We start from the raw sequence: 23,520 nt of genomic DNA, 5'->3' as shown, positions 1-23,520 counted from the left end.
GCTCGTTTCGTTTCAGGCGGAGAGAAGATTATTCCTCGATCGTCACGCCTGCCGGCTGCGGCCGCCTTCGTTTCCCCCGAAACGAAGGCGGCCGACTGGCGCTGGCTTTAAGGAGGCCACTCCAACCAACGCCAGCCGGCCAACCCCACGGACCCAGGAGATGCGGCGGACCTGAGCACTCCGCAGGGTATTCGAAGTTGTCTGCCGATACGCATCCAACGCAAAAGCACGCCTTGGGTTCTTTATTCTTCTTAGCCCCCGACGCTGCCTGACGCGCACCACGTTTTGGCATGGCTGAGGTTAGCTCAGCTGCATAAAAATGCAACCATCTGGCAAGATTTTCTACAAGTTTCGAAATACGCAGCTGAAAACAGCCCCTTACGAAAGAACCCCCATGTCGCTGAACCGTCACCAGGCGACGCCCGAGCGGAGTTTTCCACGACGCCTTTGCTCGGGATCGAGCTTTGTGGCAAACCCACCCGGCCGGGGGCCTTCCAATGCCGGGCCATCCGCCGCCAAGCAAGAGCGCCGTCAGCGGCGCGGGAGGAAAATCGATGAAGCTTCGAGGTCTCGGATTGGCGCTGGCCGGCGCGGCGGCGTTGGCGCTCGCCGCCTGCAACGGCGTCCGCGAGCCCAATGACGCCGTCGGCGCCAAGGTGCTGCGCAATCTGCTCTCCAAGCAGGGCGTCAGCGGCAAGCTGATCTCTTTCAAGAAGATCGACGGACGGGCGCTGAAGACGCCGAACGCCGAAGCCTATGAGCTGTGGTACGAGGCCGAGGTGCAGTTCCCGGACGCCTATGAGGCCGATTGCTCGGACCGCAGCCGCTGCGCCTATCTCGGCCTCACTCAGAGCCAGAGCTTCCAGAAGGGCGAGGTGCTGAAGGCCGAGGGCACGCTGCATTTCGTGCGCGCCGACAAGGGCTGGGTCGCCGAGGACCAGAGCGCCTATTGAGCCGTCCGCGAGAGCGGCGGCGCGACCACGAGGAGAACCGCCCCTCATGATGGCCCGTCCGCTCGTCGTCATCCCCGCCCGAATGGGCTCCTCCCGCCTGCCGGGCAAGGCGCTGGCGCCGATCGCCGGCCGGCCGATGATCCTCCATGTCCTGGAGAAGGCGCTCGCCGCCGCCATCGGCCCGGTCGCGGTAGCGACGGACTCGGAGGAGATCGCACGCGTCGTCTCCGCGGCCGGCGGGCGCGCGGCTCTGACGACAGGCGACCACGCCTGCGGCAGCGACCGCATCGGCGAGGCGCTGGCCGGACTCGATCCGGCGGGCGTGCATGACGTCATCGTCAATCTGCAGGGCGACCAGCCGGACATTGATCCAGAGGCGCTGGCGACCGCTCTGGAGCCGCTGGCGGAGCCTTCGGTCGATATCGCCACGCTCGCGGCCCCGGCTGCGGCAGGCGAGCGCGACGACCCCAATGTCGTTAAGCTGATTGGCGCCGAGATCGCGCCGCGGCGGATGCGCGCGCTCTATTTCACCCGCGCCCCGGCGCCGCATGGCGAGGGGCCGGACTATCATCATATCGGCGTCTACGCTTTTCGCCGGGCGGCGCTGGCGCGCTTCATCGGCCTGCCGCCATCCCCGCTCGAGCTGCGCGAGCGGCTGGAGCAGCTTCGGGCGCTCGAGGCCGGCATGCGGATCGACGCCATGATTCTGGACAAAGCCGCCCGTGGGGTGGATACCAGCGCCGATCTGCAACGACTGCGCGAGGCGCAGGACAAAGACGAACGGAGCCGTCGATGAGCGAGCGGCCGAAAATCGCCTATCAGGGCGAGCCCGGCGCCAATTCGGACATCGCCTGCCGGGACGCCTATCCCGATTGCGAGCCCCTGCCCTGCGCCAGCTTCGAGGACGCTTTCGCGGCAGTGACCGAAGGCGTCGCGGCGCTGGGCATGATCCCGATCGAGAATTCGATCGCCGGGCGCGTGGCGGATATCCATCATTTCCTGCCCAACGCCGGGCTCTACATCATCGGCGAATATTTTCTGCCGATCCATTTTCAGCTGATGGCGCCGCGCGGCGCGACGCGCGAGACGTTGCGCGGCGTCTACAGCCATGTGCATGCGCTCGGCCAGTGCCGCAGGATCATTCGCGAGCTCGGCCTCACCGCCCATACGGCGGGCGACACGGCCGGCGCCGCGCGTGAGGTGGCGGAGTGGAAGGACAAGAGCAAAGCCGCTCTCGCGCCGCGCCTCGCCGCGGACATATATGGGCTCGACATTCTCGCCGAGAATGTCGAGGACGCCGCGCATAACACGACGCGCTTCGTCATTCTGTCCAAGACGTCGAAATGGGCGGCGCCGGGCAATGGCCCGACGATGACCAGCTTCGTCTTCCGCGTGCGCAATGTGCCCGCGGCGCTCTACAAGGCGCTCGGCGGCTTCGCCACCAATGGCGTGAACATGACCAAGCTCGAGAGCTATATGGTCGACGGCGAGTTCGCGGCGACGCGCTTCCTCGCCGATGTCGACGGCCATCCCGAGGAGCCGCCGCTCGCCCGCGCGCTCGACGAGCTGCGCTTCTTCTCCAAGGAGCTGGAGATCATCGGCGTCTATCCGGCGCATCGCTTCCGCCTGGAGAACAAGCGCAGCTTCGAATATGGCGATTAGCGACGCGCAACGTTCGCCGCCGCACGCGGGGAGAGGGAGCGATCGCACGGCTCGATCATCGAGGAAACCGTAGGACAGCAGGACATTTCAGACGGGAGAAGCCCCATGGCCGCAGCCTATGACAATGACAATGTGTTCGCCAAAATCCTGCGCGGGGAGATCCCTGCGCATAAGGTCTATGAGGATGATGTGGCGCTCGCGATCATGGACATCATGCCGCGCGCAGAGGGCCATGTGCTGGTGATCCCCAAGGTTCCGGCGCGCAATCTCCTGGACATCGACCCGGCCGCGCTCGTAGCGCTCATTCCCCGCGTTCAGCATGTCGCCAAGGCGGCCAAGGACGCCTTCGGCGCCGATGGCCTCACCTTGCAGCAGTTCAATGAGAGCGCCGGCGGACAGGTGATCTTCCACCTGCATTTCCACATTCTGCCGCGCTTCGAAGGCGTCGCGCTGCGCCCGCCGGGAACCATGGGCGACGGCGAGAAGCTGAAGGCGCAGGCGGAGAAGATCAGAGCCGCGCTCGGCCCGTTTCCGGGCTGAGCCGCGTTACCCGAGAACCAGAGCGGCGAAGCGCCGGCTCGCCGCGTGGGCGAAGCGCTCGACCGGCGCGAAGAGCATGGCCGCGACGATCGAGAGCAGGATCGTCGCCGCCGAGATCGCCAGAGCGAGCGGCAGAGTGAGCCTATCGCCGACGAGCGTGATCGCCGCGGAGGTCGCCGTCGCGATCACCACATAATGGATAAGATAGAGCGGGAAGGAGATTTTCGCGAGAAAGCGCGAGATGGCGCTTTCGCCGAGGAAGTCCGAGAGACCGCGCCAGCGCAGCGCCAGAGCGACGATCGCCACGGCGAGAATTACATGAACATGGGGGACGGCGCCCGCCGTCATCGTCCAAGAGGCGAGCGCATAGAGCGTCGCGGCCGCAATTATTTTCGCCGGCGTTGAATCGAGAAGAGAGAGCCGCCCCGGCGCCGGCGTAGTGAGCGCGCCGGTGAGCTTCGCCTTGCCGATCAGCGCGCCGAAGAGAAAAGCCGCGAGATAGGGAAACAGCAGCATCAAAAATGACGCGCCGATGGCGATGGAGCGCTCGGGCCGCTTCATCGCCGGATAGCAGGCGAGCAGCAGGAACAGCGCCAGCGAGCCGACCATCTCCCAAGGCATGGTCCACAGAAATGGCAGCGCCGGCCCCCATTCGGAGGGCTTCGTATAGACGTTGCAGAGCGCCCATTTCAGCGCCTGCGCGAAGCTCAGCCCAGTCTCGCCGGCGATGGCGGAAAGCCCCGGCGCGAATTGCGCGGCCTCGCCGAGCCGCGCCAAGCCGAGGCGCTCCGCGACGAGGAGGAGCAGAACCGTCGCGACGATCGGCGTCGTCAGGCGGATGTAGCGGCGCAGCGCCGCCGAGAGAATATACTCGCCGCCGCCGCCCGAGAAGAAAGGCGCGCTGAGCGCAGCGCCGGAGACCACGAAGAAGACGCTGACGTCGAGCGAGCCGTCGATGAGCCCCGCTGTCCAGCCATTGCGCAATATGGGGAAATTCTCGCCGAAGCTCTGCCAGATCGAATGAAAGAGCAGAACGGAGAAAGCCGCCCAGCCGCGCAACCCATCGAGCTCGCGCAGGCGCAGATGCATCGATTGCGCGCGAGAGGGCGCGAATGCGCGACAGGCGAGACTGTCGCCGGCGCCCTCGAGAATATCCGACATAGACTCATTCCAACGCTGTGCATCTTTCGGCAGGTTAGAGACGGCCCCTCGCGCCAGCAATAACTTTGCCATTTCGTGTAATGTTTTACTTAAATGTGTTTAACAGCGCGGACGTGGCGACGATGCGGCGACGTTTCAGGCGCGGCCGAAGAGCTTGCGCAACTCTGTCTTGGCCTTCTCCAATATGCGCCGGCGCTCCGCCGGCAGGCCCCGGCCGGCGCGATTGATGTAGAAATTCAGCATGGACATCGCGGAGCGGAAAGGCGCGCTCTTGCGACGCTCGCTTTTTTCCGCCGAGCGCCTCAGCGAGCGCGCTATGGCGCGGGGATCGCCCTGCGTGAAGACATCCGGCTCGAGGTCCAGCGCATTGCTCTTGCGCCCGACCTCGGCCGACCAATAGGCGGATTTGCTTTTCTCGCCGCTCAGGCGGCGCGCGCGCTCTGGCAATGGTGGCCGCCGGGCTGGGAGACGCCGCGCAGCGTCGCGCCACTGAGGCCAGCGTCGCGGTCCATTGCGAGATCGGCGAGAGAAACGATGCCGACGAGGCGCTTGCCGCGATCGAGCACTGGCAGCCGACGCAGCTGCTGCTCGGCCATGTTCTGCGCCACGTCCTCGACGTCGTGATCTTCATAGCAATAGCGAACGTCTCTGGTCATTACGTCGCGAATCTTCGTCGCCGCGCCCTTGCCGGCGGCGACGGCGCGCAAGGCGATGTCACGATCGCTGACCATGCCGACGAGACGATCGTGCTCACCGACCGGCAAAAGGCCGATGTCGAGATCGGCCATGCGTTTGGCGGCGTCGCAGATCGTCTGATCGGGCTCGACGAGACAGACCTCGCGAGTCATGATGTCCTTGATCTTCATCGTTCGCCTCCGTGTTTTCCCGAGGAAAAGTGGGTTTACCCGAGGAAACTTGTGGGGCTGGCGAAGGTTCCGCGCTTTTCAGCGCGCGAGCACCGCGACCGCGAGGCCGCCCGCGAGCGCCAGCACAGAAGCGGCGGCGACGCGAAAGCCGAGGCCGGCGCCCCCGATCCACCATGTCAGCGCCGCTTTGGAGAGCGTGTTGACGGCGACAGCGAGGCCGATCGACGCCGCAGCGACATCGAGCGTGAGCGTCGCGCGATCGAGCCGCGCGACGGACAAAGTTATGGCGTCGACATCGACGACGCCCGAGATCGCCGCGACGGCCAACGCGCCGGCCCCGCCCGCCACTCGGGTGGCGAGACGCGCCAGTATCGCGATCACGGTGAGCAGCGCGCCGAATTCGAGCACCGCGCCGAGATCGAGAGGGTTCTTCGGCGCGTGACCGCCATCGGTCGAAACGGCGGCGGCGCGGCGCATGAAGAAAAGCGCAAAGGCGAGCATGACGGCGCCGCCTGCCGCGAAAGGCGGCGCGAGAACGCCGAGGAGCTCGACGTCGATCAGCGCGACGACAGCCAGCACGCGGAGCGCCATTGTGGCGTTGGCGAATAGCGCGCCAGCCGCGAAGAGCGGCGCGCCCTCGCTCTGCTCGCGCGAGAGGCGCGCCATCGTCATCGTCGCGGCGGTGGAGGAGACGAGTCCACCGGCGATTCCCGTCAGCGCCACGCCGCCAACGCCGCCCGCCGCCTTCATGGCCACATAGCCGAGGAAGTTGATGACCGCTATCAGCACGGTCAGCAGCCAGATCTCATGCGGATTGACCGTGTTCCAGGGATCGACGGCGCGGTCCGGCAGCAGCGGCAGCAGAATGACCGTCATCGCGGCCAGCGTCAGGCCGGAGCGCAACTCCACCCAGCTCAGGCGCCGCAGCCAGCCATGGCTCGCGGATTTCAGCGCTAGCAATCCCGCCGTGGCGACGCCCGCCGCGGCCGCGGCCTCGACATCGCCGACGACGGCGAAAGCGCCGAGCGCGAAAGCCAGCATTGCGGCGACCACTGTGGTCGCGCCGAAGGTCTCGTCATGGACGATCTCGCGATAACGAAACAGGACGATCGCGCCTGCGAAAGCCACGAAGGCGAGGCCGAGCGAGACGGCGCCGCCTATGCCGGTCTGATTGGAGATGGCGCCCCAGACGGCGCCGAGCAGCGCCGCCAGCGCATGGGTGCGAAAGCCAGCGGCGCGCTCGCCCTCCTCATCCTCGCGCGCCTGCCAGCCGCGCTCGAGGCCGATCAAAAGGCCGATCGCCAGCGCCACCGTCAGGCGGCGGAACAATTCGGTCGTCTCCATGCGCCGGCCTTCCCGAATAGCAGAACTTCGAAACTATAGCCGCGCGCCGGCGAACATGCGCAACGCCGCCGGCGAGACGCCTTGTCGCAGATCGAAATAGCCGGCCCAAGGATCGGCGCGCAGCGCGGCGAGGCGGCGCTCGACCTTGTCGAGGCAATAAAAATCGGCGCGCTCTATGCGGCCGAGCTCGTCCCAGGAAACGGGCGTCGCCACGGACGGCGCCTCCCGCGCGCGCGGCGAGAAAGGCGCGACCGCGCTCGCGCCGCGATCATTGCGCCGATAGTCGATATAGATGCGGCCATGGCGCCGCGCCTTGGTCGCCATTGCGGTGAAGCGGGCCGGATCATCCGCCGCGAGACGGCTGGCGACGCCTCTGGCGAAACCAGTGAAGGTCGGCCAGTCGAGCGCGTCATCCAGCGGCGCGACGACATGCAGCCCCTTGCCGCCGGTGAGCAGCGCGAAGCTCGCGAGCCCCGCCGCCTCCAGCAAAGCGCGGAAATCGCGCGCGGCGCGCTTCACCTCCTCGAAGGTTACGGAAGGATCGGGATCGAGATCGAAGACGAGACGATCGGGACTCTCCAGCGCATCGAAGCGCACGCCCCAAATATGCAGCTCCAGCGCATCCATCTGCGCCGCGCCTTCGAGGCCGGAGAGATCGTCGAGGAAGAGAAATTCTTCCCGTTCGCCGTCGCTCCCGGCTATGGGCGCGGCTTTGAGTCCCGCGGGCAGGCCGCGCCGATGATGGCGCTGGAAGAAGCAGCCATGCGCCGCGCCATTGGGACAGCGCAGCAGCGACAGCGGCCGCCCGGTGATATGCGGCAGAGCGAAAGGCGCGACGCGGCGCCAATAATCGACCAGCCTCTGCTTGGTGACATGCAGGGCGGCCGGATAGAGCGGCTTGTCGGGATTGGTGAGGCGGATCATCGCGGGCCTCGCTTCGGCTCGCGGGGCGATGGATCGAAGGCAGGAGGGCTCACCTCTATCGCCGGCTTGTCCTCGCGCAGGCCGATAAAAGTCGGATGGCGCAGCAGCCCCTCCTTGGTGCGCTCCGTGTAATCGATCTCGACGACGAGCCGCGGCGCCACATAGCGCGCATGACGCGCGATCTCCGCCGGCACGGCGGCGAAGGGCGAGGTCTTGCATGCATGCGCGCGCAGAGCGGCGCCGATCTGCGCGAGATCGCGATCGGAAAAGCCGGCGCCGACGCGGCCGCGATAGAGCAATTCCCCATCGACGAATTCGCCGAGCAGCAGAGAGGCGAAGTCGCGGCCCTTCTTCGTCGAAGGACGATAGCCGCCGACGACGAACTCATCGCGGCCCAGGCATTTGACCTTGATCCAGGCGCGCGTGCGCCGCGACAGATAGGGACGATCGACGCGTTTGGAGACGACGCCCTCGAGCCACAAGCGTCGGCATTCGGCGAGAAAGCGCGCGCCGGCGCCGATCACATGGCCGCTGTAGCGTATCGCCGCCGGCGGCTCGGCGAGCAGCGCGGCGAGACGATTCTTGCGTTCGAGCAACGGCTCGTTGGAAACATCCTCGCCATCGAGCTCCAGCAGATCGAAGGCGTAGAAGACGAGCGCGCGCGGGCGCTTCTCCAGCATCTTCTGCAGCAGGCCAAAATCGCTGCGGCCGCTCTCCTCCAGCGCGACGATCTCGCCATCGATGAGCGCGCTTTTCATCGGCAATTGCGCGGCGGCTTCCGCTATGCCGGGGAATTTCTCAGTCCAATCGAGGCCGGAGCGCGTGTAGACGCGGCACTTGCCGCCCGCCGTCGCGACGAGCGCACGATAGCCGTCGAATTTGATCTCATGCAGCCAGTCCTCGCCGGCGGGCGGCTCGGCGGCCTGCGTCGCGAGCTGCGGCGCGCGGAATTTCGGCAGGCGCGGCGCATGGGTTTCGCCATCGGCGATCTCCGCGAAGCTGCGGCCCGTCGTGACGCTGCGCGTCCATTCGCGCGCCGGATCAAGATCGGCGTCAGCCTGCCCATCCTTCATTTTGACGAGCAGCCAATTTTCTTTCGGCTCCTTGCCCCGGCGCGGCATGCGCAGCAGCGCGAAGCCGCCCCTCAGCCGCTCGCCTTCCAGCGTGAACTCGAGACGTCCGTCGGCGAGGCCGCGATGCGGATCGCCCTTGGGCGTCCAGCGGCCGCGGTCCCACAGCATCACCTCGCCGCCGCCATATTGGCCTTTGGGGATGGCTCCCTCGAAGCTTCCATAATCGAGCGGATGATCCTCCGTGCGCACGGCGAGACGCTTCTCGCTCGGGTCGAGGCTGGGGCCGCGCGTGACGGCCCAGCTCTTCAGCACGCCATCCAGCTCGAGGCGCAGATCGAAATGCAGCCGACGCGCGCGATGCTTCTGCACGACATAGGCGCCATGCCCTTGCGCGCGCGCGGCGCCTTCCGGCTCGGCGGTGCGGTGAAAATCGCGCTTGTCGCGATAGGCGGAGAGCCGCTCGTCCTTCGCTGCGAGCGGTCTTGCGGCGCGATGAGCCGATGACGAGCGCGCGGATGGACCCAATTTGCGCTCCTCTCGCGGTCACGCGCGCTTCTTGACCGGCCCAGTCTTCGCCGCAGCCTTGGCCGACGCCGTCTTCGCCGCGCTCGCCTTTTTCGCCGGCTCCGCGGCGCGCGCCTTGCCGTGCGCGGGCCGCGGCGCGCTCTCGCCGACGCTGCGCTTCAACGCCTCGATGAGATCGATCACCTTGCCGGGACCGCGACGCTCCTCCTCGCCCGTGGTGACGATCGCCTGTCCTTCGCGCTTGCGCTCGACGAGATCGCGCAGCGCCTCGGCGTAGGAATCCTTGAACGCCTTGGGATCGAAAGGCGCGCTCTTGCGCTCGATCAGCTCGGTCGCCAGCGCCACCATCTCGGCGTCGCTGTCGCCTTCGCCGATCTCGGCGAAATAAGGCTCATAGGAGCGCAGCTCATTGGCGTAGCGCAAGGTCTCGACGAGCAGCCCCTTGCCGAGCGGCGTCACCGCGACAATGCTCTCGCGCCCGCGCATGGTGAGCCGACCGATGCCGATCTTGCCGGCGCGGCGCAACGCCTCGCGGATCACTGCATAGCCTTCGGTCGAGACGTCGCCCTCCGGCGCGAGATAATAGGGCCGGTCGAAATAGCGCGGATCGATCTCCTCGCGCCCGACGAATTGCACCAGCTCGATCGCTTTGCCGCTGTCGAGCTTGATCTCGTCCAGCTCGTCCGGCTCCAGCACGACATAGGAATCGTCGCCGATCTCGAAGCCTTTGACGATATCGGCGGAGTCGATCGGACCGACGCCGGGCGCGACCTTCTCATAGCGCACGCGCTTGCCCGAGGGCTTGTGGATCTGATGCAGCGTCGTCGCCTGGGCGCTCGACGTCGCCGCATAGAGCTCGACGCCGATGGAGACGAGCGAAAGCCGCAGATAGCCTTGCCAATAAGCGCGCGCGCGTGGAGCCATGAGGTGAGACCCTTTGCTGTTCGCGCTTTATCTAGCGCCGCGGCGCGCGCGGACGATGGCGGCGTTGAGCTCGCCGCCATAGATGAAGATGACGCCCGAGAAATAGAGGAAGACGAGCGCGATCATCGCCGAGGCGAGGCCCGCATAGGTCAGCGCATAGCGCTCCGAGAAGGCCGCGAGATAGCGGCCGAAGGCGGCGCCGGCGACGAGCCACAGCAGGAGCGTCGCCAGCACGCCGGGGAGAATATCCAGAAAGCGCCGCCGTCCCGCCGGCAGCCAGGCGTGAATGGCGAAGAGCGTGAGCGCCAGAATGAGCGTCGCGACGCCATAGCGCGCCAGAGTGACCATCTGCTCGAAGGGCGCGAACCAATCGAGATAGCGCGCCGCGGCGTCGGTGATGAGCGGTCCGAGCACGACGAGAACGGAAAGCGCCAGCAGGCCCGCCGCGCTGCCGACCACATAGAAGATCGACTCGAGCCGCAGCAGCCACCAGCTGCGCGTCTCCTGCGCCTCATAGGCGCGATTGAGGCCGATACGCAGGCTCTCGAGGCCGCTGGAGGCGAAATAGACGGCAAAGAGCGCGCCGAAGGTGAGATTGCCGCCCTGGGGCTCCGTCGCGACGCGCTTGATCTCGCGCGCGATCGGCTCCGCAACCTCGGGAGGCCAGGCGTCGAGCAGCAGACGCCCCGCCTCGTCGGCGAGGCTCTTGGAGCCCATGAGGCCGGCGAAGGCCGTCACCACGATGAGGAAGGGAAACAGCGACATCAATGTCGAGAGCGCGATATGGCTCGCTATGGCGAAGCCGTCGCGATCGACGAAATGCAGGAAGGCGTCCAGCGGGACGCGCAGCGGCGCGGGAAGGCGCTCCGCCCGTGGCGCGAGCGGCCCGAGGGCGCGCTGGAAAACGGCTTTCTCGACTTCGTCCACGGCGCCGGCTCCCCGCGCTCATCGCCCGAGGGAATATAGCGCCGCGCGCAATCCGTAGGACAGCAACTTTCGCCGCCGCGGGACGTTGACGCGAGAAGCGGCGGCGACGCTCCGCGCCGCCGCCGCCGACTCCCTCAGACGCCGCGCCGGAGCACGCCGCCGACGAGGGCGATGATGAAGAGCACGACCGCCACCCAGAACAATATGCGCGCGGCGTCGATCGCCGTGCCGGCGACGCCGCCGAAGCCGAAGAAGGCCGCGATCAGCGCGACCACCAGAAAGACGACGGCCCAGCGCAGAAGATCACTCATTTCTTTCTCCCGAAACCGAGGATGATGAGTGATAACGCCGGCGCGCCGATCCGGTTTCCCGCCGAAAGGAGGCGCAGATGAGTCTCGGACAGAGAACGCAGCCTCGCCCCCGGCCCGGCGAGGAGCGCAGCTTCATCCTGAATTTCGGCCCGGTTCATCCGGCCGCGCATGGCGTGCTGCGGCTGGTGCTGGAGCTCGACGGCGAAGTCGTCGTCCACGCCGATCCGCATATCGGCTTTCTGCATCGCGGCACGGAAAAGCTCATAGAGGACAAGAGCTATCTGCAGGCCCTGCCCTATTTCGACCGGCTCGATTATGTCGCGCCGATCAATCAGGAGCACGCTTTCTGCCTCGCCGCCGAGCGCCTGCTCGGCCTCGCCGTCCCGCGGCGCGCCCAGCTCGTGCGCGTGCTCTATTGCGAGATCGGACGGCTGCTCTCGCATCTCCTCAACATCACCAGCTGGGCCTCGGATTGCGGCGCGCTGACGCCCAATCTCTGGGGCTTCGAGGAGCGCGAGAAGCTGATGGTCTTCTACGAGCGCGCCTCGGGCGCGCGCATGCACGCCAATTATTTCCGCTTCGGCGGCGTGCATCAGGATCTGCCGCCGGCGCTCATCGACGACATAGAGGCCTTTTGCGATCCCTTCCTCGCGACCTGCGACGATCTCGAAGGATTGCTCACCGACAATCGCATCTTCAAGGCGCGCAATGTCGATATCGGCGCTGTGACGCTCGAGCAGGCCTGGGGACTCGGCTTTTCCGGCGTGTTCCTGCGCGCTTGCGGCGCGCCATGGGATTTGCGCAAGGCGCAGCCCTATGAATGCTACGAGGAGATGGATTTCGACATTCCGGTCGGACGCCACGGCGATTGCTACGACCGCTATTGCGTGCGCATGGAGGAAATGCGCCAGTCGGTCCGCATCATGCGGCAATGCGTCCAGAAGCTGCGCGCCGCGGACGGACAGGGCGCCGTCACCGTCCTCGATGGCAAGATCACGCCGCCGCGACGCGAGGCGATGAAGCGCTCGATGGAGGCGACGATCGAGCAGTTCAAGCTCTACAGCGAGGGAATCCACGTGCCCGCCGGCGAGGTCTATGCGGCGGTGGAGGCGCCCAAGGGCGAGTTCGGCGTCTATCTCGTCTCCCATGGGCTCAACAAGCCCTATCGCTGCAAGCTGCGCCCGCCCTCCTTCGCCCATCTCGCGGCGACCGACCGGCTCTCGACCGGCCATATGCTGGCCGATGTCGCCGCCATCATCGGCTCGCTCGACATCGTCTTCGGAGAAATCGACCGCTGAAGGAGGATGAAAATGCCGACCCTTTCGGAAAAGACGACCCTCGCAGAAAAAACCTGCACGCCCTGCCGCGGCGGCGTTCCGCCGCTCGGGCGCGCCGAGGCCGAGACGCTGCTCGCCGCGGCGCCGGACTGGACGCTGATGGACGAGGCGCGCCGCATCGAGCGCGGCTTTCGCTTCGGCAATTTCCGCGAGGCGGCCGAATTCGTGCGCCAGATCGGGGAATTGGCCGAGGCCGAAGGCCATCACCCGGATATCGCCTTCGGCTGGGGCTATGCGACGATCTCGTTGCAGACGAAGAAGATCGCCGGCCTGCACGAGAACGACGTCATCATGGCGACGAAGATCGACCGCATCTTCTCACGCCGGCAGGGATTGCCGGCCGGCCGTATGTGAGCGCAACATGTGACGTCCCCGCCTTTTCAAACGCCCTGCGCTCTTGTAGATATCGGAGCGAAGTCCCGGTAGCTCAGCAGGATAGAGCAACGGTTTCCTAAACCGTAGGTCAGGGGTTCGAATCCCTTCCGGGACGCCATGAGCGTCTCCCCCTCGCGGGGAAGCAAAAGCTCAAATGCCCTTTTTTTCAGCGAAAATCTTCGCCATCGCGCGAAAGCGTTCGAGGTTATGAGGAATGTATTCCTGGGTATAAAATTCGCGCATATAGCGCTGCAGATCGGGATTGTCATGAACGCGCATAAGGATCCACGCGTAAAAAAGCTCTTTTTCATCCCTGTCGGCATGGGGCCGGAATGCGGACAGATGATCGACGACCAAATTGCTCGCCCCCACGATCTCATGGGCGCGACGATCGCCAATCCAGATTTCTTCGTGCAGAAAGCTCTCCCACCGAACGTCGGGCTGCTTCTTGAACAAGCGCACCTGATGCTCGGTCGAGCTCTTGGCCATGCCGCGCAACGTCTCCGGCTCGTAATCGGCCGGAATTTCTCCGATCAGGTTGTGGCGCAGGATCTTGGCGGCGGCGGCGGCGTCGGGCGCCGACTCGAACGAGATCACATCGGCGTCGAGCGGAGCGAGAAGCTCATCCGCATCGATATGGAGCACCCAAGAACGAGTTGCGGCCTGCGTCACCCGGTTGCGCGCATGGGCGAAGCCATTCTCGAACAAATCGCTTCTGGGTTGAACGACGATCTCTGCCCTATCGCCATAGATATCGCGAATGATGTCGATCGTGCGATCGGTCGACCCCATGTCGAGAACATAAATTCGCTGAAAATACGGCGCGAGCCTCAATAAGCACTTTTCCAGGAAAAGCTCCTCATTGAAGACAATCAAGCAGACATCGATTTCTCCCAAATTTACGGTGGTTCTAACCATCTACCGAATGTCCTTCGTCCACTTGCGGAGGAGCGTGAGCCACAGAAGCGGCCACGGCTATCGGCGCCTGAATATCATGGCGCAAACGCGCTGAGAAGAGAACCCTCTCGGCGATGAGACTTCATCGAAGAGTCGGCAGCTTGCTGCAATGCAGCGAACAACCTCACGAAAAATGCCGCTCCTTCATCAAATCCACCTCGAGCCGAGCTTGGAACAGCGTGGTTTCGACGTCGTCGGTGAGCGGCAGGCGGAACTGACCCACGCCGGAAATCGCGCTGCGCGGATATTGATAGAGCAAGGAGCCGCTGTCGGCGTCGCCGCCGCTCGTCGCGGCGATGCGGGGCGCTGATTGCAGTCGGTCGAAGGACGCCTGCATCGCGTCGAATCGACGCAAAGAGTTCTCATGCGTCGCCGTTATATGGCTGAATATATGCTGGAGCCGATCATGCAGCGCCTGCGGGACGTCCGGCGACGGCACTTCCAAAGGCGATCTGTTCGGCTCGAGATCGAAGGGGCCGAACTCATATTCCGGCCGATCGGCGACGCGCAACCGCACCGAGCGCGTCTTCGCGCTGGGCGTGGCGAAAGCGGCGACCTCGCAGTCGAAGCCATGAAGCCCATTGTCGCCGAGCTTTTCGGCGATATCGTCGCGATAGAGATTCGCCTTGGTCCGCTGGACCACCTCGTCGTCGAGCAGGATTTCGAGCACGACCGGCCCTTCGCGCTTGGCGTCGCAAATCCAGCCGCGGACGCGCTTTTGCGTCACCTCATCGACGACGCCGGCGACGCTGCCGCCGAATTTCAGGCTATGCGCAGCGATATCCTTGTCGCGAAAGGTCCGAACGGCGATCTTGCGCCCCAGCCATTCGATCAATGTCATGCCGCCCTCCATAGCTTTCGGCGAATAATTACGGTTTTGCGCGCGACCGTCGAGCCCACGCGACGGCCATCAGAACTGCCGATAGACATGCTCCCCGTCCAGGAACTCGAAAATGCGGCCCGCGCAATCGGCCCAGGACGGCGCCGAGACGCCTTTCGACGGAATAGGCCCGCGTGCGAGCTGCTCGCGCAGGGCCGCGGCGAGCTGCGCGGATGAGCCGGCGGCGAAATATCGCGCATGCTCGCCGCCGAGCTCCTGGAAAACGGGAAGATCGCTGAGCAGCAGCGGCGAGCCGAAATGCGCCGCCTCATAGATCGGCAGGCCGAAGCCTTCCGCGATCGAGGCGACGATGGTCGCCGAAGCGCTCTGATAGAGCCGCGCCATATCCGCCTCCGGCACGAAGCCGAGATAGAAGAAGCGCTTGCCCTTTTCCTCATGGTTCTCGAAGCGCTGCAGCAGGCTGTCCACGCTCCACCCCGCCTTGCCGACGAAGACCAGCGTCGCATCGACTCCCGAAGCCCATAGCCGCTCGAAGGCGTCGAGCACGTAATCGTGCCCCTTGCGCGGCTCGATCGTGCCGACCATCAGAAACAAATTCTCACGTTGCGCCAGATCGGACGTAGCCGCCGTGATCGGCGTGAAGACATCGACTCGCGAGGAGAAATCGGCGCCGAGCCGCGCATAGCCGATCCGAAGCCCCCGCCGCGGCGTGACTCCGCTGCCCGTGATCCACTCGATGAGCCCATCCGCCCCGCTCTGCGAGGTGCAGATCAGGCCGGAGCCTTTCTCCAGCAGCAGCGTCAGCCAATTGGTGACAGAGATTTTGACATGGTCCTCGAACAGCTCGGGATGCTGCAGCGGCAGAATGTCGTGAACGAGGCCGAACGCCTCTCCGCCGATCGCGCCGAGGCGCGCGAGCGGCTCGCGCATCCAATCGGCGAGATGCCAGGTTCCATCGGCCATCAAAATCTTGTCGAAGGGACGAAAATCGAGGGCGCCGAAGCGCATGTCCTCCGCCTCGACGGCGGCGCGGGCGCCGCAGCGCTGCGCGTAATCGTCGGCGAAGATCAGCCCGGCGTCCGTATAGGCGAAAGCCTGCGGCCGCACCTTCGCATCGCTCCAGCCATAGGCCGCGCGCGTGAGCTCGCGCACGACGCGCTGCACGCCCGTCTCGAGATCGCCTTCCCTTATGTGGGTCACGTCGATCAAAAGGCGCGGCGCGATCTCGGAGCGCTCCTGGCGCACATAGGCGCGGGCGATGTCCTGCACGAGCTCCCGGGTGATCGGAGCGTCGCGGAGCAGACGCGCGATCGTCTTGCTGACGATCTTCGGCCCGCAGGTCTCGGCGCGAGCGGTCATCGCCACGACCGTCTGGACGAAGCGCGCGCCGACCTTGTCCGGGTCCAGCGTCTCGTCGCAATAGCGCAGCGCAGCCTCTCTATAGGTCTGGCGCAGCTGCGGATCGCCGGCCAGCGCATCGAGCGCATCGGCGATGTCCGCGGACGCATAGCCCTCGAGCGCGACGCCCACCTCGGACGGCAGCTCCGCAGAGGACCCCATGCGATTATAGACGAGCGGCGTTCCGCTGGTGAGCAGATCGAGGATCGCCCTCGACGTCTCGCCGCGCGTGAGCGTCCGCAACTGAACGCCGATATCGGCCGCGGCTATGTAGAGGTCGTAATCCTCCTTCTCGACATAGCCGGTGATGTGAATGTCGGACCTGTCGCCGATGGCGCGCAGCACCTCGCGCGCATAGGGCGAATCGTGGTTCGCGCCCCCTTCCAGCTCGCCGACGAGGATCAGCTGCGCCTTGCCCGATTTCGCCGCCGTAGAGCGCGTGAAGGCCTCGATCAGCTCGAGCACGCCCTTCGTGTGAGCGACATGGCCGAGCGACACGATGACGAGCGAATCCGGCGCGATGGCGAGCGTCTCGCGCGCCTGCGCCCTGCTCGGCGTCGTTTCCCGCGGCGGACGCGCCCTATATTGCGGCAGCACGGCGATTTGTGGAGCGGCGCCCGGGCGAGCGGCGCCCACCAGCACATTGCGAGCGAAGCGCGAGTGAACGATGACGCCGAGGCTGCGATGCGTCGCCGTGGCGCTGCAGGGAAGAGCATCGACGAGCGAGCGCGCCGTGCGGTCGCCGCCCTCGCCGTCGAGCACGATGGCGCGCGCCGGACCTCCATGCTCCTGGATCATGCGACGGATGAAGGCGTCGGGATTGCCGGGGTCATAGGACAAATAGCCGAGATAGGCGTCGTGAATGACGACGACGCCCGGAAAGCTCTCGATATAAGGGAGCATATAGTGGTGAAACGGCGAATTGCCGAGCTGATAGACGATCGCATCGTAGAGATGCGCCTTGAATGGAAATTGCGAGTGATGCCAGATCGGCATGTCGTCGAAATAGGTCTCGACCTCGGCCACATCGTCGACGAAAATCTCGAAGGACGCGAATTTGGAGAGCGCGGGAAGAAACTCCGCGCTGTAATCGGCGATCCCCGACTTCGCTGACGGGAGCGGCGTGAACATGGCGATGCGCGGAACCCGCCCTGCCGCGCTCGGCGTCTTGCGCCCGCGGCGCGCGGCGTAGGTCTCCTCCCAGGCGTCGAGCGCGCGGCGGGCGCTCTTCTCCCAGGTGAAGAGCGCGGCGCGCTCGCGAGAATAGGCGCGCATGCGCTGAAGCTCGCCCTCGCGGGTCAGCGCGCGCACCATTGATTTCGCCATATCCGCCGGCTTGGTCGCGTCGAAACGATAGGCCGGATCGTCCACGATCTCCGTCAGGCTGGAATTGTCGCCGACGAGCACTGGCGCGCCGCAGCGCATCGCTTCGATCACCGGAAGACCCAGCCCCTCATAGAGAGGGGGGAAGACGAAGAGCGACGCGGCGTTGTAGAGCTCGACGAGCTCGTCATCCGACACGAAGCCCGTCGTCACGACGAGCGGCGCCACGCCGAGACGCGCCGCTTTCTCGCGCAGAGCGAGCGCTTCGGCGCCTTTGATGTCGTAGACGATCAGGAGCTTGTATTTATCCGCCAGCTCCTTGTTGGCGATGGCGAAAGCCTCGAGCGTCCCATCGAGATTCTTGCGGAAGTCCGGCCCGCCAACATAGAGGATGAATTTCTGCCCGGGAGCGAAGCGGCGCCAGACGGCCCCGCGATGCGCCTCGGAGGCGGGGAGGATGCGGAAGTGATCCGCGACGCTGCCGAAAATATTGACGACGCGCTCCGGCTTCATATGAAAAAGCCGCTCGGCGTCCTTCTTCGTCGCATCCGATATGGCCAATCCGACATCGAGCTGCGGGATCAGGTTCGATGTGCGCTTGTACCAGAGGGCGACCGGCCAATCGGTGAGATATTTGTCCGGATAGAGCAGCGGAATGAAATCATAGAGAGTGGCGGATCGAATGATCGGCGGCTTGGGAAAGTCGATGAAAGCCGCTGCCGCGCCATAGACGCTCTCGCCTTCGAAAACGCTCGAGATGTGATAGACATCCGGGCTGACCGTCTCGATGCGATCATTGCGCAGGACATTGGCGACCTGCTCTCGCCTCTGCCGCTCATGCCAATCATATTGCACGCTGGGATAGTCGTGCAAAATCACATTGCCGAGATCGTCGAGCTTCGCGATTTCCGTGATGAGATCCGCGGACTTGTCCAGATAATGCCGGTTGAGCAGAAATATGAAGTCATGCTCGCCGCCGATTCTGACGATTTCTTTTGCGAGAGAGAGAGAATAGCGCCCCATTCCTCGGGATTGCGCCTCGGTCTGACAGCATTGCAGATCAATCAGTATCTTCATCGCGTGACCCTGGCAGCGCACATCCGCCCCGACGTCGAGTGGCGAGCGTGACGCCCGCCTTCTCGCGGCGCGAGCATTTCGGTCGGAAATCAGCGCGGGAGCGGCTCCGAAAACTCGGCTTCGTCGGAAGCATGTCCGCCGGCGCCGCGTAGCCGCCTCTCGGAGGGAGAGTCGACGCCGCGCGAGCGTTCTGTCATCGAAGCAATGTCTCGGTCAAGTCCAGCAAATCGCGCCGACGTCCCATTTCGAGACCGCACGCATGCCGTGCAGCGTCAAAGACTTCGCGCCGCCGCGGAAACAGAACCATTTGCGCGCTCGAATTCTTCGCCTCGGGTCTCGTGAGCTGCGCAGAGACATTCCTGCAATTTCTATTTGCGCCGAGGCCCCGAACTGCCGTAGAAATCCGAGGTTTCTATCACGAGCATTTAAATGGCCACGGTTCCGAGGGGATAATTTAGATATGGCGGACACGCGCAGAGTTTGGGTCGCCGGACATAAAGGCATGGTCGGCTCTACGTAATCAGATTGCCGTGGAAGTCTGGCTGAAGCAGAATCGACCGGATGCGATCATCTTCGTTGCAGCGAAAGTCGGCGGCATCTACGCCAATGACACTTATCCGGCCGACTTCATCTTTGATAATCTCGCCATCGAGACAAATATCATTCACTCTGCTCATGCGGCGGGGGTGAATCGTCTGGTCTTTCTCGGATCGTCCTGCATCTATCCGAAATTCGCACCGCAGCCGATCACCGAGGATGCGCTGCTGACGGGTCCGCTGGAGCCGACCAACGAGTGGTACGCGATCGCCAAAGTCGCGGGCATCAAGCTGTGCCCGGCCTATCGCAAGCAATATGGCCGCAGCTATATTTCCGTCATGCCCTGCAACCTCTATGGACCCAACGATAATTTCGACCTGCAGACGAGCCATGTCCTGCCCGCCCTCATTCGCAAGTTCCACGAGGCGAAAGTGGCCGGTCGCGACGAGGTCGTCGTGTGGGGCACAGGCACGCCGCTACGCGAATTTTTGCACGTCGATGATCTCGCGCGAGGCGTCGTGTTCTGCCTCGATAATTACGACGGCTATGAGCATATCAATTGCGGCGCCGGCTCGGAGGTGACGATTCGCGAGCTCGCGGAGACGGTGCAGCGCGCCGTCGGCTTTTCGGGCCGCTTGGTCCTCGATTCGACGAAGCCCGATGGAACGCCGCGCAAGCTGATGGATTCGAGCCGGCTTCGCGCGCTCGGCTGGACACCGCAAATTTCCCTCGAGGAAGGAATCGCCGACGCCTATCGATTCTTCCTCGCCAAGGAGAAAGCGGCTGCCGCCCCTGTCCTCGATCCGGTCGGCTGAGCGAGCCGACCGGATCGGCGGGCTTCTCGTCGGAGCTCGCGCGCCCGACGACGCGCGCCTATAAAAAAAGCGCCCCTTCAGAAGGGGCGCTTTTCTTTTTTCCTCGCAGAGGCGGCGAGACTTACGCGGTCTGCTGGATCGCCGAGAGCTTCCAGGCCTGGGGCGCTTCGCCGGCGGGGCGGCGGAAGGTCCACACTTCGGTCGATTGCGTCGGCTGGGCGGCGTCGCCGGAGACGATCTTGCCCGTCGCGCGATCGATGAAGAGATCGATCAGCGAGAAGCGCATCGCCACGGTCGCATATTCGTCCGAGCCCTCGCGCCAGGCCTCGGAGAGATCGCCTTGCAGCAGCTTCACCTCGGAGATGCGGTTGATGACGCCCTCGCGCGCATTGGCGCGAATGTCGTCGGAGAAATAGGAGACCATCTCTGGCATCGCGAGATCATGCAGCCGGCCGATATCCTCCTGGCTATAGGCGGCTTGGGCGTCACCGAGCACGCGCTCGAAGGCGCTGAAATCCTCCGGACGCAGATTCAAAGGCTCGCTCGTCGGGTGACGCGGCGCGGCGCCGCTGCCGAAGCCCGTCCCACCGCCGGTGAAGGCGAAGGCGCCCGGACGCGAGCCGCCCCCGGCGCCGCCCATCGCGCCGGCGAGGCGGCGATTGGCGAACCATTGAAAGGCGAGCCGCGCCAGAAGGGCGATGATCGCGATCTGGACCAGAAGGCCGATGATGGAGGCGAGGCCGCCGAGGCCGCCCATCAGGCCATTGCCCGAGAGAAGGCCGAACAGGCCGGCGCCGAGCAGGCCGCCGGCGAGGCCGCCGAGCAATCCGCGGCCGAAGGAGCCGCCGAGCGGGCTGGCCGCGGGAGCGGCGGCCGGGCGCTGCGGCGCGGCGGGCGAGGGCTGCGCCTGCGGCTGAGGCGCCGGCTGCGGCGCCACGCTGCGCTCCATGGGCGCGGCCGGACGCGGCGCGGTGGTTGTCGCCGCCGGCGGCGTAGAGGTCCGCGAGCCGCGGCTTCCCGAGCTCGCGCCGCCGCCCATTTTGGCCTCGGCGAGCGCCGGGGCGAAGGCGATGAGCAGGGCGAGCGCGAGCGCCGGCAAAGATTTGGAGTTCGATGTCCAAGTCGACATGACTATCCTCGAGCGGTTCGCCCAGAGATGAGGAATCACTCGGGCGCCATCTATATAGGAATGCTCCGACCTTGCGGCAAAGGGCCGCGCGGCGGGAAGGCAGAATCGGTTTCCGCCGCTCATGTAGTCGGAAACTCTTCTAATTTTTCATTTAGAACGAATTTTCTCGAACGTTCGCGTTCGAGCGCAAAGCTCGGTTCGAGGAGGCTCGATGCCCGTGACGCCCAAACTGGTCTTCGTCGCCGCCGTGGCGCGCAATGGCGTCATCGGCGCTCGAGAGCACACGCCCTGGCGGCTGAAGAGCGATCTCGCGCGCTTTCGCGAAATCACCTGGGGCAAGCCGCTGCTCATGGGACGCCGCACATTCGATTCGATCGGCCGCCCACTGCCCGGCCGCGAGACCGTGGCCTTGTCGCGCGACCCGCGATTTCGCCCCGAGGGCGCCCATGCGGCGCGCAGCCCCGAGGAGGCGCTCGGCCTCGCCGCCGAGCTGGCGGACGCCATGCGAGCGGCGGAGATCATCGTCGCCGGCGGCGCGGAGATCTATTCCGCCTTTCTGCCCCAGGCGGATGTGATTCACCTGACCGAGGTGGCGCTGACGGTCGCCGGCGACGCGCTGTTTCCGACGCTCGATCCGGCAGAATGGCGTGAAACAGCGCGCGAGACGCCGCCGCGAACGGCCGAGGACGAGGCGGATTTCCAATATATTCGGCTCGAGCGCCGGTGAGCGGCCGATCGGCTGCAGATAGTGCGCAAACAGCTGTTGCAGGTCGGAGAACCTGAAGCTATAACCCGCTTCGACCAGCGGCGACCGCTTCGCGGACGCCAGATCGGAGTGTAGCGCAGCCTGGTAGCGCACCTCGTTCGGGACGAGGGGGTCGGAGGTTCGAATCCTCTCACTCCGACCAAACATTTCAATGACTTATGAAATGCGGTCGAAATCGTAGTCCGGTTATAGTCCGGCTAAAACGCAAAAGCGGACTACGCGTCGGCGGTCTCCCGGAGAAACTCCGGCGCATGATGGCCGTAAACATCCTCCACCATCTGCGGCGTCATCCCAACAAAACGAGCAACTTCGAAGATCGGGCGACCGCGTTGGATTAGCCAAGTGACGCAGGTATGCCGGAGCGTGTGAGGAGTTACAGTGCGGTCGAGGCCGGCTCGGGCGACGGCGCTATTGAAAGCCTTACTCACGCGCTTCGTCGGAACCTCGGCATCGTCATAGCCCGGCGGTGTGACGACAAACCGGACTATAACCGGACTACCGTCTTCCTGGACGCGAGATTGGTCGAATCGTTTCCAGCGACTCAGGTGCCGGGCGAGCTTTGTAGGGGTCGGGGCCGGCGGCTTGCGCTTCTTTGATTGCTTGGCCCCGGCGGTCGCTCGGAACATGAGTCGATTTTCAAGATCGAAGTGACCGCCCTGCGCATGTGGTTTCCAGCCAAGCGACAGGATGGCCTCGGCGCGTGTCCCCGTTCTGATGCCGATCAAAATGAACCGGGCGAGGTGATGACCCTTCACACTCCGATCGCGTCGCCAGATCGTCCAGCGCTCGGCCCTGGTTTTCAGATCGGAGTAAGGAGCGAGGATGCAGCCGAGCGAGCCCAGAAGCAGCCGGGCGGCTTCGCTGGTAGTCAGCCATCTGGCGCGTGGGGCGCTCTTCTTCGGCAGCGTGATAGGAATCTGGTTCTTGAGCTTATGGCACCTCCACGCATGATTGAGCGCCGCTCTCAGGACCTCCAATTCCCGGCGGACGGAAGCCGTCGAGACAGGATCACGCGTGCGAGGCGGCTCGCCGAGCCGGCGGTTGCCGGAATGCGTTCTCCATTTTTCATATGTGATGATCGAGGACGGCGTGATGTGGTCGCAGGCGTAGCCCTTAAAGAATTCGTGTAGCCGCTCTATGAATTGCTTCGATTCTTCAGGGCGCTTGTTTCCAGGAACAATGTCATGTTCGTAGAGTTCGAGCGCCTGTTGAACGTAGTAGTCGGGAGATGGTTTTTGGATGAAGCGCGATCGGATGTGCGCCTCAAGCGCCTCTTCCGCCTTTGCTCTTTCTTTTTCGGTAAATCCGGTTGAGATACGCCGATCACCGTCGATGATATACCAGATTGATCGTGCGGCCTTCTTACCGTCTCGCTTCTGTTTTCGAAGCTTCAGGTATGGCCCTTTTGGCATTCGTGGCATGGCTGGACGTGACTCCTTTTGTTGACCAGAGGAGTCAGGCGCTTGGAGCACGTCACGTCAAGCTCATGATCGATTTTAGGTTTAGGTAGACGCCGCCCGATGGCGCGCGCGCCTACCCCCACCCTACCGGGGGCTTTGGGTCCCTCGTTAACCGTATTGGGGGATTTTCTTGCGGGAATCGCCTCGCGTAGACGATAGCCCCTTGACAATCTGGACCGGACCTCTTCCGACTCGCCTCTCTTCGGCTCTAGGTTCCATAATCTGTCTTATGCGAATCGCACTTTTCCGCGTGCTGCCAATAGGTTAACGCGGTAGGCGCGCTGTCGCGTCTGAG

Annotated in this window: 21 protein-coding genes, 2 tRNA genes and 1 pseudogene; 10 read left to right on the top strand and 14 right to left on the bottom strand. The window is 64.7% G+C overall.

The window, feature by feature from the left end:
- The first annotated feature begins 554 nt into the window (after window positions 1-554).
- The 4 genes from A1351_RS07305 to A1351_RS07290 all read left to right on the top strand — a co-directional run bounded on the left by A1351_RS07305 (window position 555) and on the right by A1351_RS07290 (window position 3,155).
- Window positions 555-953, top strand: coding sequence for a hypothetical protein (locus A1351_RS07305; RefSeq protein WP_083967209.1), 399 nt, complete (start codon window positions 555-557; stop codon window positions 951-953).
- A 49-nt stretch (window positions 954-1,002) separates the two neighbouring features.
- Window positions 1,003-1,749, top strand: coding sequence for a 3-deoxy-manno-octulosonate cytidylyltransferase (locus tag A1351_RS07300; protein WP_024880191.1), 747 nt, complete (start codon window positions 1,003-1,005; stop codon window positions 1,747-1,749).
- Entirely contained in the window at window positions 1,746-2,615 is an 870-nt protein-coding gene (locus A1351_RS07295; protein WP_024880192.1) for a prephenate dehydratase, read from the top strand. Before A1351_RS07300 ends, A1351_RS07295 begins: the two co-directional genes overlap by 4 nt.
- Before the next feature lie 105 nt (window positions 2,616-2,720).
- Window positions 2,721-3,155: an HIT family protein gene (locus tag A1351_RS07290; RefSeq protein ID WP_024880193.1), complete on the top strand. Its 435-nt coding sequence runs from the start codon at window positions 2,721-2,723 to the stop codon at window positions 3,153-3,155.
- Between the two features lie 6 nt (window positions 3,156-3,161).
- Here A1351_RS07290 and A1351_RS07285 read toward each other — a convergent pair whose 3' ends face one another.
- The 9 genes from A1351_RS07285 to A1351_RS23515 form a co-directional block, all read right to left on the bottom strand.
- Window positions 3,162-4,316: an acyltransferase gene (locus tag A1351_RS07285; RefSeq protein ID WP_064032646.1), complete on the bottom strand. Its 1,155-nt coding sequence runs from the start codon at window positions 4,314-4,316 to the stop codon at window positions 3,162-3,164.
- Window positions 4,317-4,451: 135 nt separating this feature from the next.
- Window positions 4,452-4,763 carry a DUF3175 domain-containing protein gene (locus tag A1351_RS07280; RefSeq protein WP_024880195.1) on the bottom strand — a complete coding sequence of 104 codons (312 nt, stop codon included), beginning with the start codon at window positions 4,761-4,763 and terminating at the stop codon, window positions 4,452-4,454.
- Complete coding sequence (locus A1351_RS07275; protein ID WP_064032645.1) at window positions 4,739-5,182, bottom strand: CBS domain-containing protein; 444 nt, start codon at window positions 5,180-5,182, stop codon at window positions 4,739-4,741. Before A1351_RS07275 ends, A1351_RS07280 begins: the two co-directional genes overlap by 25 nt.
- A 78-nt stretch (window positions 5,183-5,260) precedes the next feature.
- Complete coding sequence (locus A1351_RS07270; RefSeq protein ID WP_064032644.1) at window positions 5,261-6,526, bottom strand: MgtC/SapB family protein; 1,266 nt, start codon at window positions 6,524-6,526, stop codon at window positions 5,261-5,263.
- 33 nt (window positions 6,527-6,559) lie between these two features.
- Window positions 6,560-7,450 carry a non-homologous end-joining DNA ligase gene (gene ligD, locus A1351_RS07265; RefSeq protein WP_064032643.1) on the bottom strand — a complete coding sequence of 297 codons (891 nt, stop codon included), beginning with the start codon at window positions 7,448-7,450 and terminating at the stop codon, window positions 6,560-6,562.
- The gene (gene ligD, locus A1351_RS07260) at window positions 7,447-9,048 is read right to left on the bottom strand and encodes a non-homologous end-joining DNA ligase (protein WP_083967207.1); all 1,602 of its coding nucleotides are present in this window, start codon (window positions 9,046-9,048) and stop codon (window positions 7,447-7,449) included. The genes ligD (A1351_RS07265) and ligD (A1351_RS07260) overlap by 4 nt, the downstream gene beginning before the upstream one ends.
- An 18-nt stretch (window positions 9,049-9,066) precedes the next feature.
- Complete coding sequence (locus tag A1351_RS07255) at window positions 9,067-9,972, bottom strand: Ku protein (RefSeq protein WP_024880200.1); 906 nt, start codon at window positions 9,970-9,972, stop codon at window positions 9,067-9,069.
- Window positions 9,973-9,999: 27 nt separating this feature from the next.
- Window positions 10,000-10,899 carry a YihY/virulence factor BrkB family protein gene (locus tag A1351_RS07250; RefSeq protein ID WP_245291605.1) on the bottom strand — a complete coding sequence of 300 codons (900 nt, stop codon included), beginning with the start codon at window positions 10,897-10,899 and terminating at the stop codon, window positions 10,000-10,002.
- 134 nt (window positions 10,900-11,033) lie between these two features.
- The gene (locus tag A1351_RS23515) at window positions 11,034-11,210 is read right to left on the bottom strand and encodes a DUF1328 domain-containing protein (protein WP_024880202.1); all 177 of its coding nucleotides are present in this window, start codon (window positions 11,208-11,210) and stop codon (window positions 11,034-11,036) included.
- A gap of 77 nt (window positions 11,211-11,287) precedes the next feature.
- Here A1351_RS23515 and A1351_RS07245 point away from each other — a divergent pair, with 77 nt between their 5' ends.
- The 3 genes from A1351_RS07245 (at window position 11,288) to A1351_RS07235 (ending at window position 13,040) form a co-directional block, all read left to right on the top strand.
- Window positions 11,288-12,508 (top strand): NADH-quinone oxidoreductase subunit D, encoded by a 1,221-nt coding sequence (locus A1351_RS07245; RefSeq protein ID WP_064032642.1) that lies wholly within the window; start codon window positions 11,288-11,290, stop codon window positions 12,506-12,508.
- Between the two features lie 6 nt (window positions 12,509-12,514).
- The gene (locus A1351_RS07240) at window positions 12,515-12,901 is read left to right on the top strand and encodes a 4a-hydroxytetrahydrobiopterin dehydratase (RefSeq protein WP_064032641.1); all 387 of its coding nucleotides are present in this window, start codon (window positions 12,515-12,517) and stop codon (window positions 12,899-12,901) included.
- A 62-nt stretch (window positions 12,902-12,963) separates the two neighbouring features.
- Window positions 12,964-13,040 (top strand) — tRNA-Arg (locus A1351_RS07235).
- A gap of 32 nt (window positions 13,041-13,072) precedes the next feature.
- On the opposite strand, the gene A1351_RS07230 is transcribed toward A1351_RS07235, so the two are convergent.
- The 3 genes from A1351_RS07230 to A1351_RS07220 form a co-directional block, all read right to left on the bottom strand.
- Window positions 13,073-13,840 (bottom strand): glycosyltransferase, encoded by a 768-nt coding sequence (locus tag A1351_RS07230; RefSeq protein WP_083967206.1) that lies wholly within the window; start codon window positions 13,838-13,840, stop codon window positions 13,073-13,075.
- A 163-nt stretch (window positions 13,841-14,003) separates the two neighbouring features.
- Window positions 14,004-14,720 (bottom strand): hypothetical protein, encoded by a 717-nt coding sequence (locus A1351_RS07225; protein ID WP_157096176.1) that lies wholly within the window; start codon window positions 14,718-14,720, stop codon window positions 14,004-14,006.
- Between the two features lie 69 nt (window positions 14,721-14,789).
- Window positions 14,790-18,518: a glycosyltransferase gene (locus tag A1351_RS07220; RefSeq protein WP_064032638.1), complete on the bottom strand. Its 3,729-nt coding sequence runs from the start codon at window positions 18,516-18,518 to the stop codon at window positions 14,790-14,792.
- 460 nt (window positions 18,519-18,978) lie between these two features.
- Between A1351_RS07220 and A1351_RS07215 the strand changes: the two are divergent.
- Window positions 18,979-19,870, top strand: a pseudogene (locus A1351_RS07215) (GDP-L-fucose synthase family protein).
- Window positions 19,871-19,991: 121 nt separating this feature from the next.
- Here A1351_RS07215 and A1351_RS07210 read toward each other — a convergent pair.
- Window positions 19,992-20,999, bottom strand: a complete 1,008-nt coding sequence (locus A1351_RS07210; RefSeq protein ID WP_064032637.1) for a Tim44 domain-containing protein — start codon at window positions 20,997-20,999, stop codon at window positions 19,992-19,994.
- A 211-nt stretch (window positions 21,000-21,210) separates the two neighbouring features.
- On the opposite strand from A1351_RS07210, the gene A1351_RS07205 reads away from it, so the two are divergent.
- Together A1351_RS07205 and A1351_RS07200 are read left to right on the top strand one after the other, a co-directional pair.
- Window positions 21,211-21,726, top strand: coding sequence for a dihydrofolate reductase (locus A1351_RS07205; protein ID WP_051465415.1), 516 nt, complete (start codon window positions 21,211-21,213; stop codon window positions 21,724-21,726).
- 104 nt (window positions 21,727-21,830) lie between these two features.
- Window positions 21,831-21,907: transfer RNA gene (locus tag A1351_RS07200), tRNA-Pro, on the top strand.
- A gap of 73 nt (window positions 21,908-21,980) precedes the next feature.
- Here A1351_RS07200 and A1351_RS23815 read toward each other — a convergent pair.
- A complete protein-coding gene (locus A1351_RS23815) occupies window positions 21,981-23,186 on the bottom strand; it encodes a tyrosine-type recombinase/integrase (RefSeq protein WP_157096174.1) in 1,206 nt (401 codons plus the stop codon).
- Between the last annotated feature and the right edge of the window lie 334 nt (window positions 23,187-23,520).

It is taken from the genome of Methylosinus sp. R-45379, assembly GCF_001644125.1.
Taxonomy (GTDB): domain Bacteria; phylum Pseudomonadota; class Alphaproteobacteria; order Rhizobiales; family Beijerinckiaceae; genus Methylosinus.
Note: the sequence above shows the minus strand (reverse complement) of the source record. Positions and strands in the feature narration are given on the sequence as shown.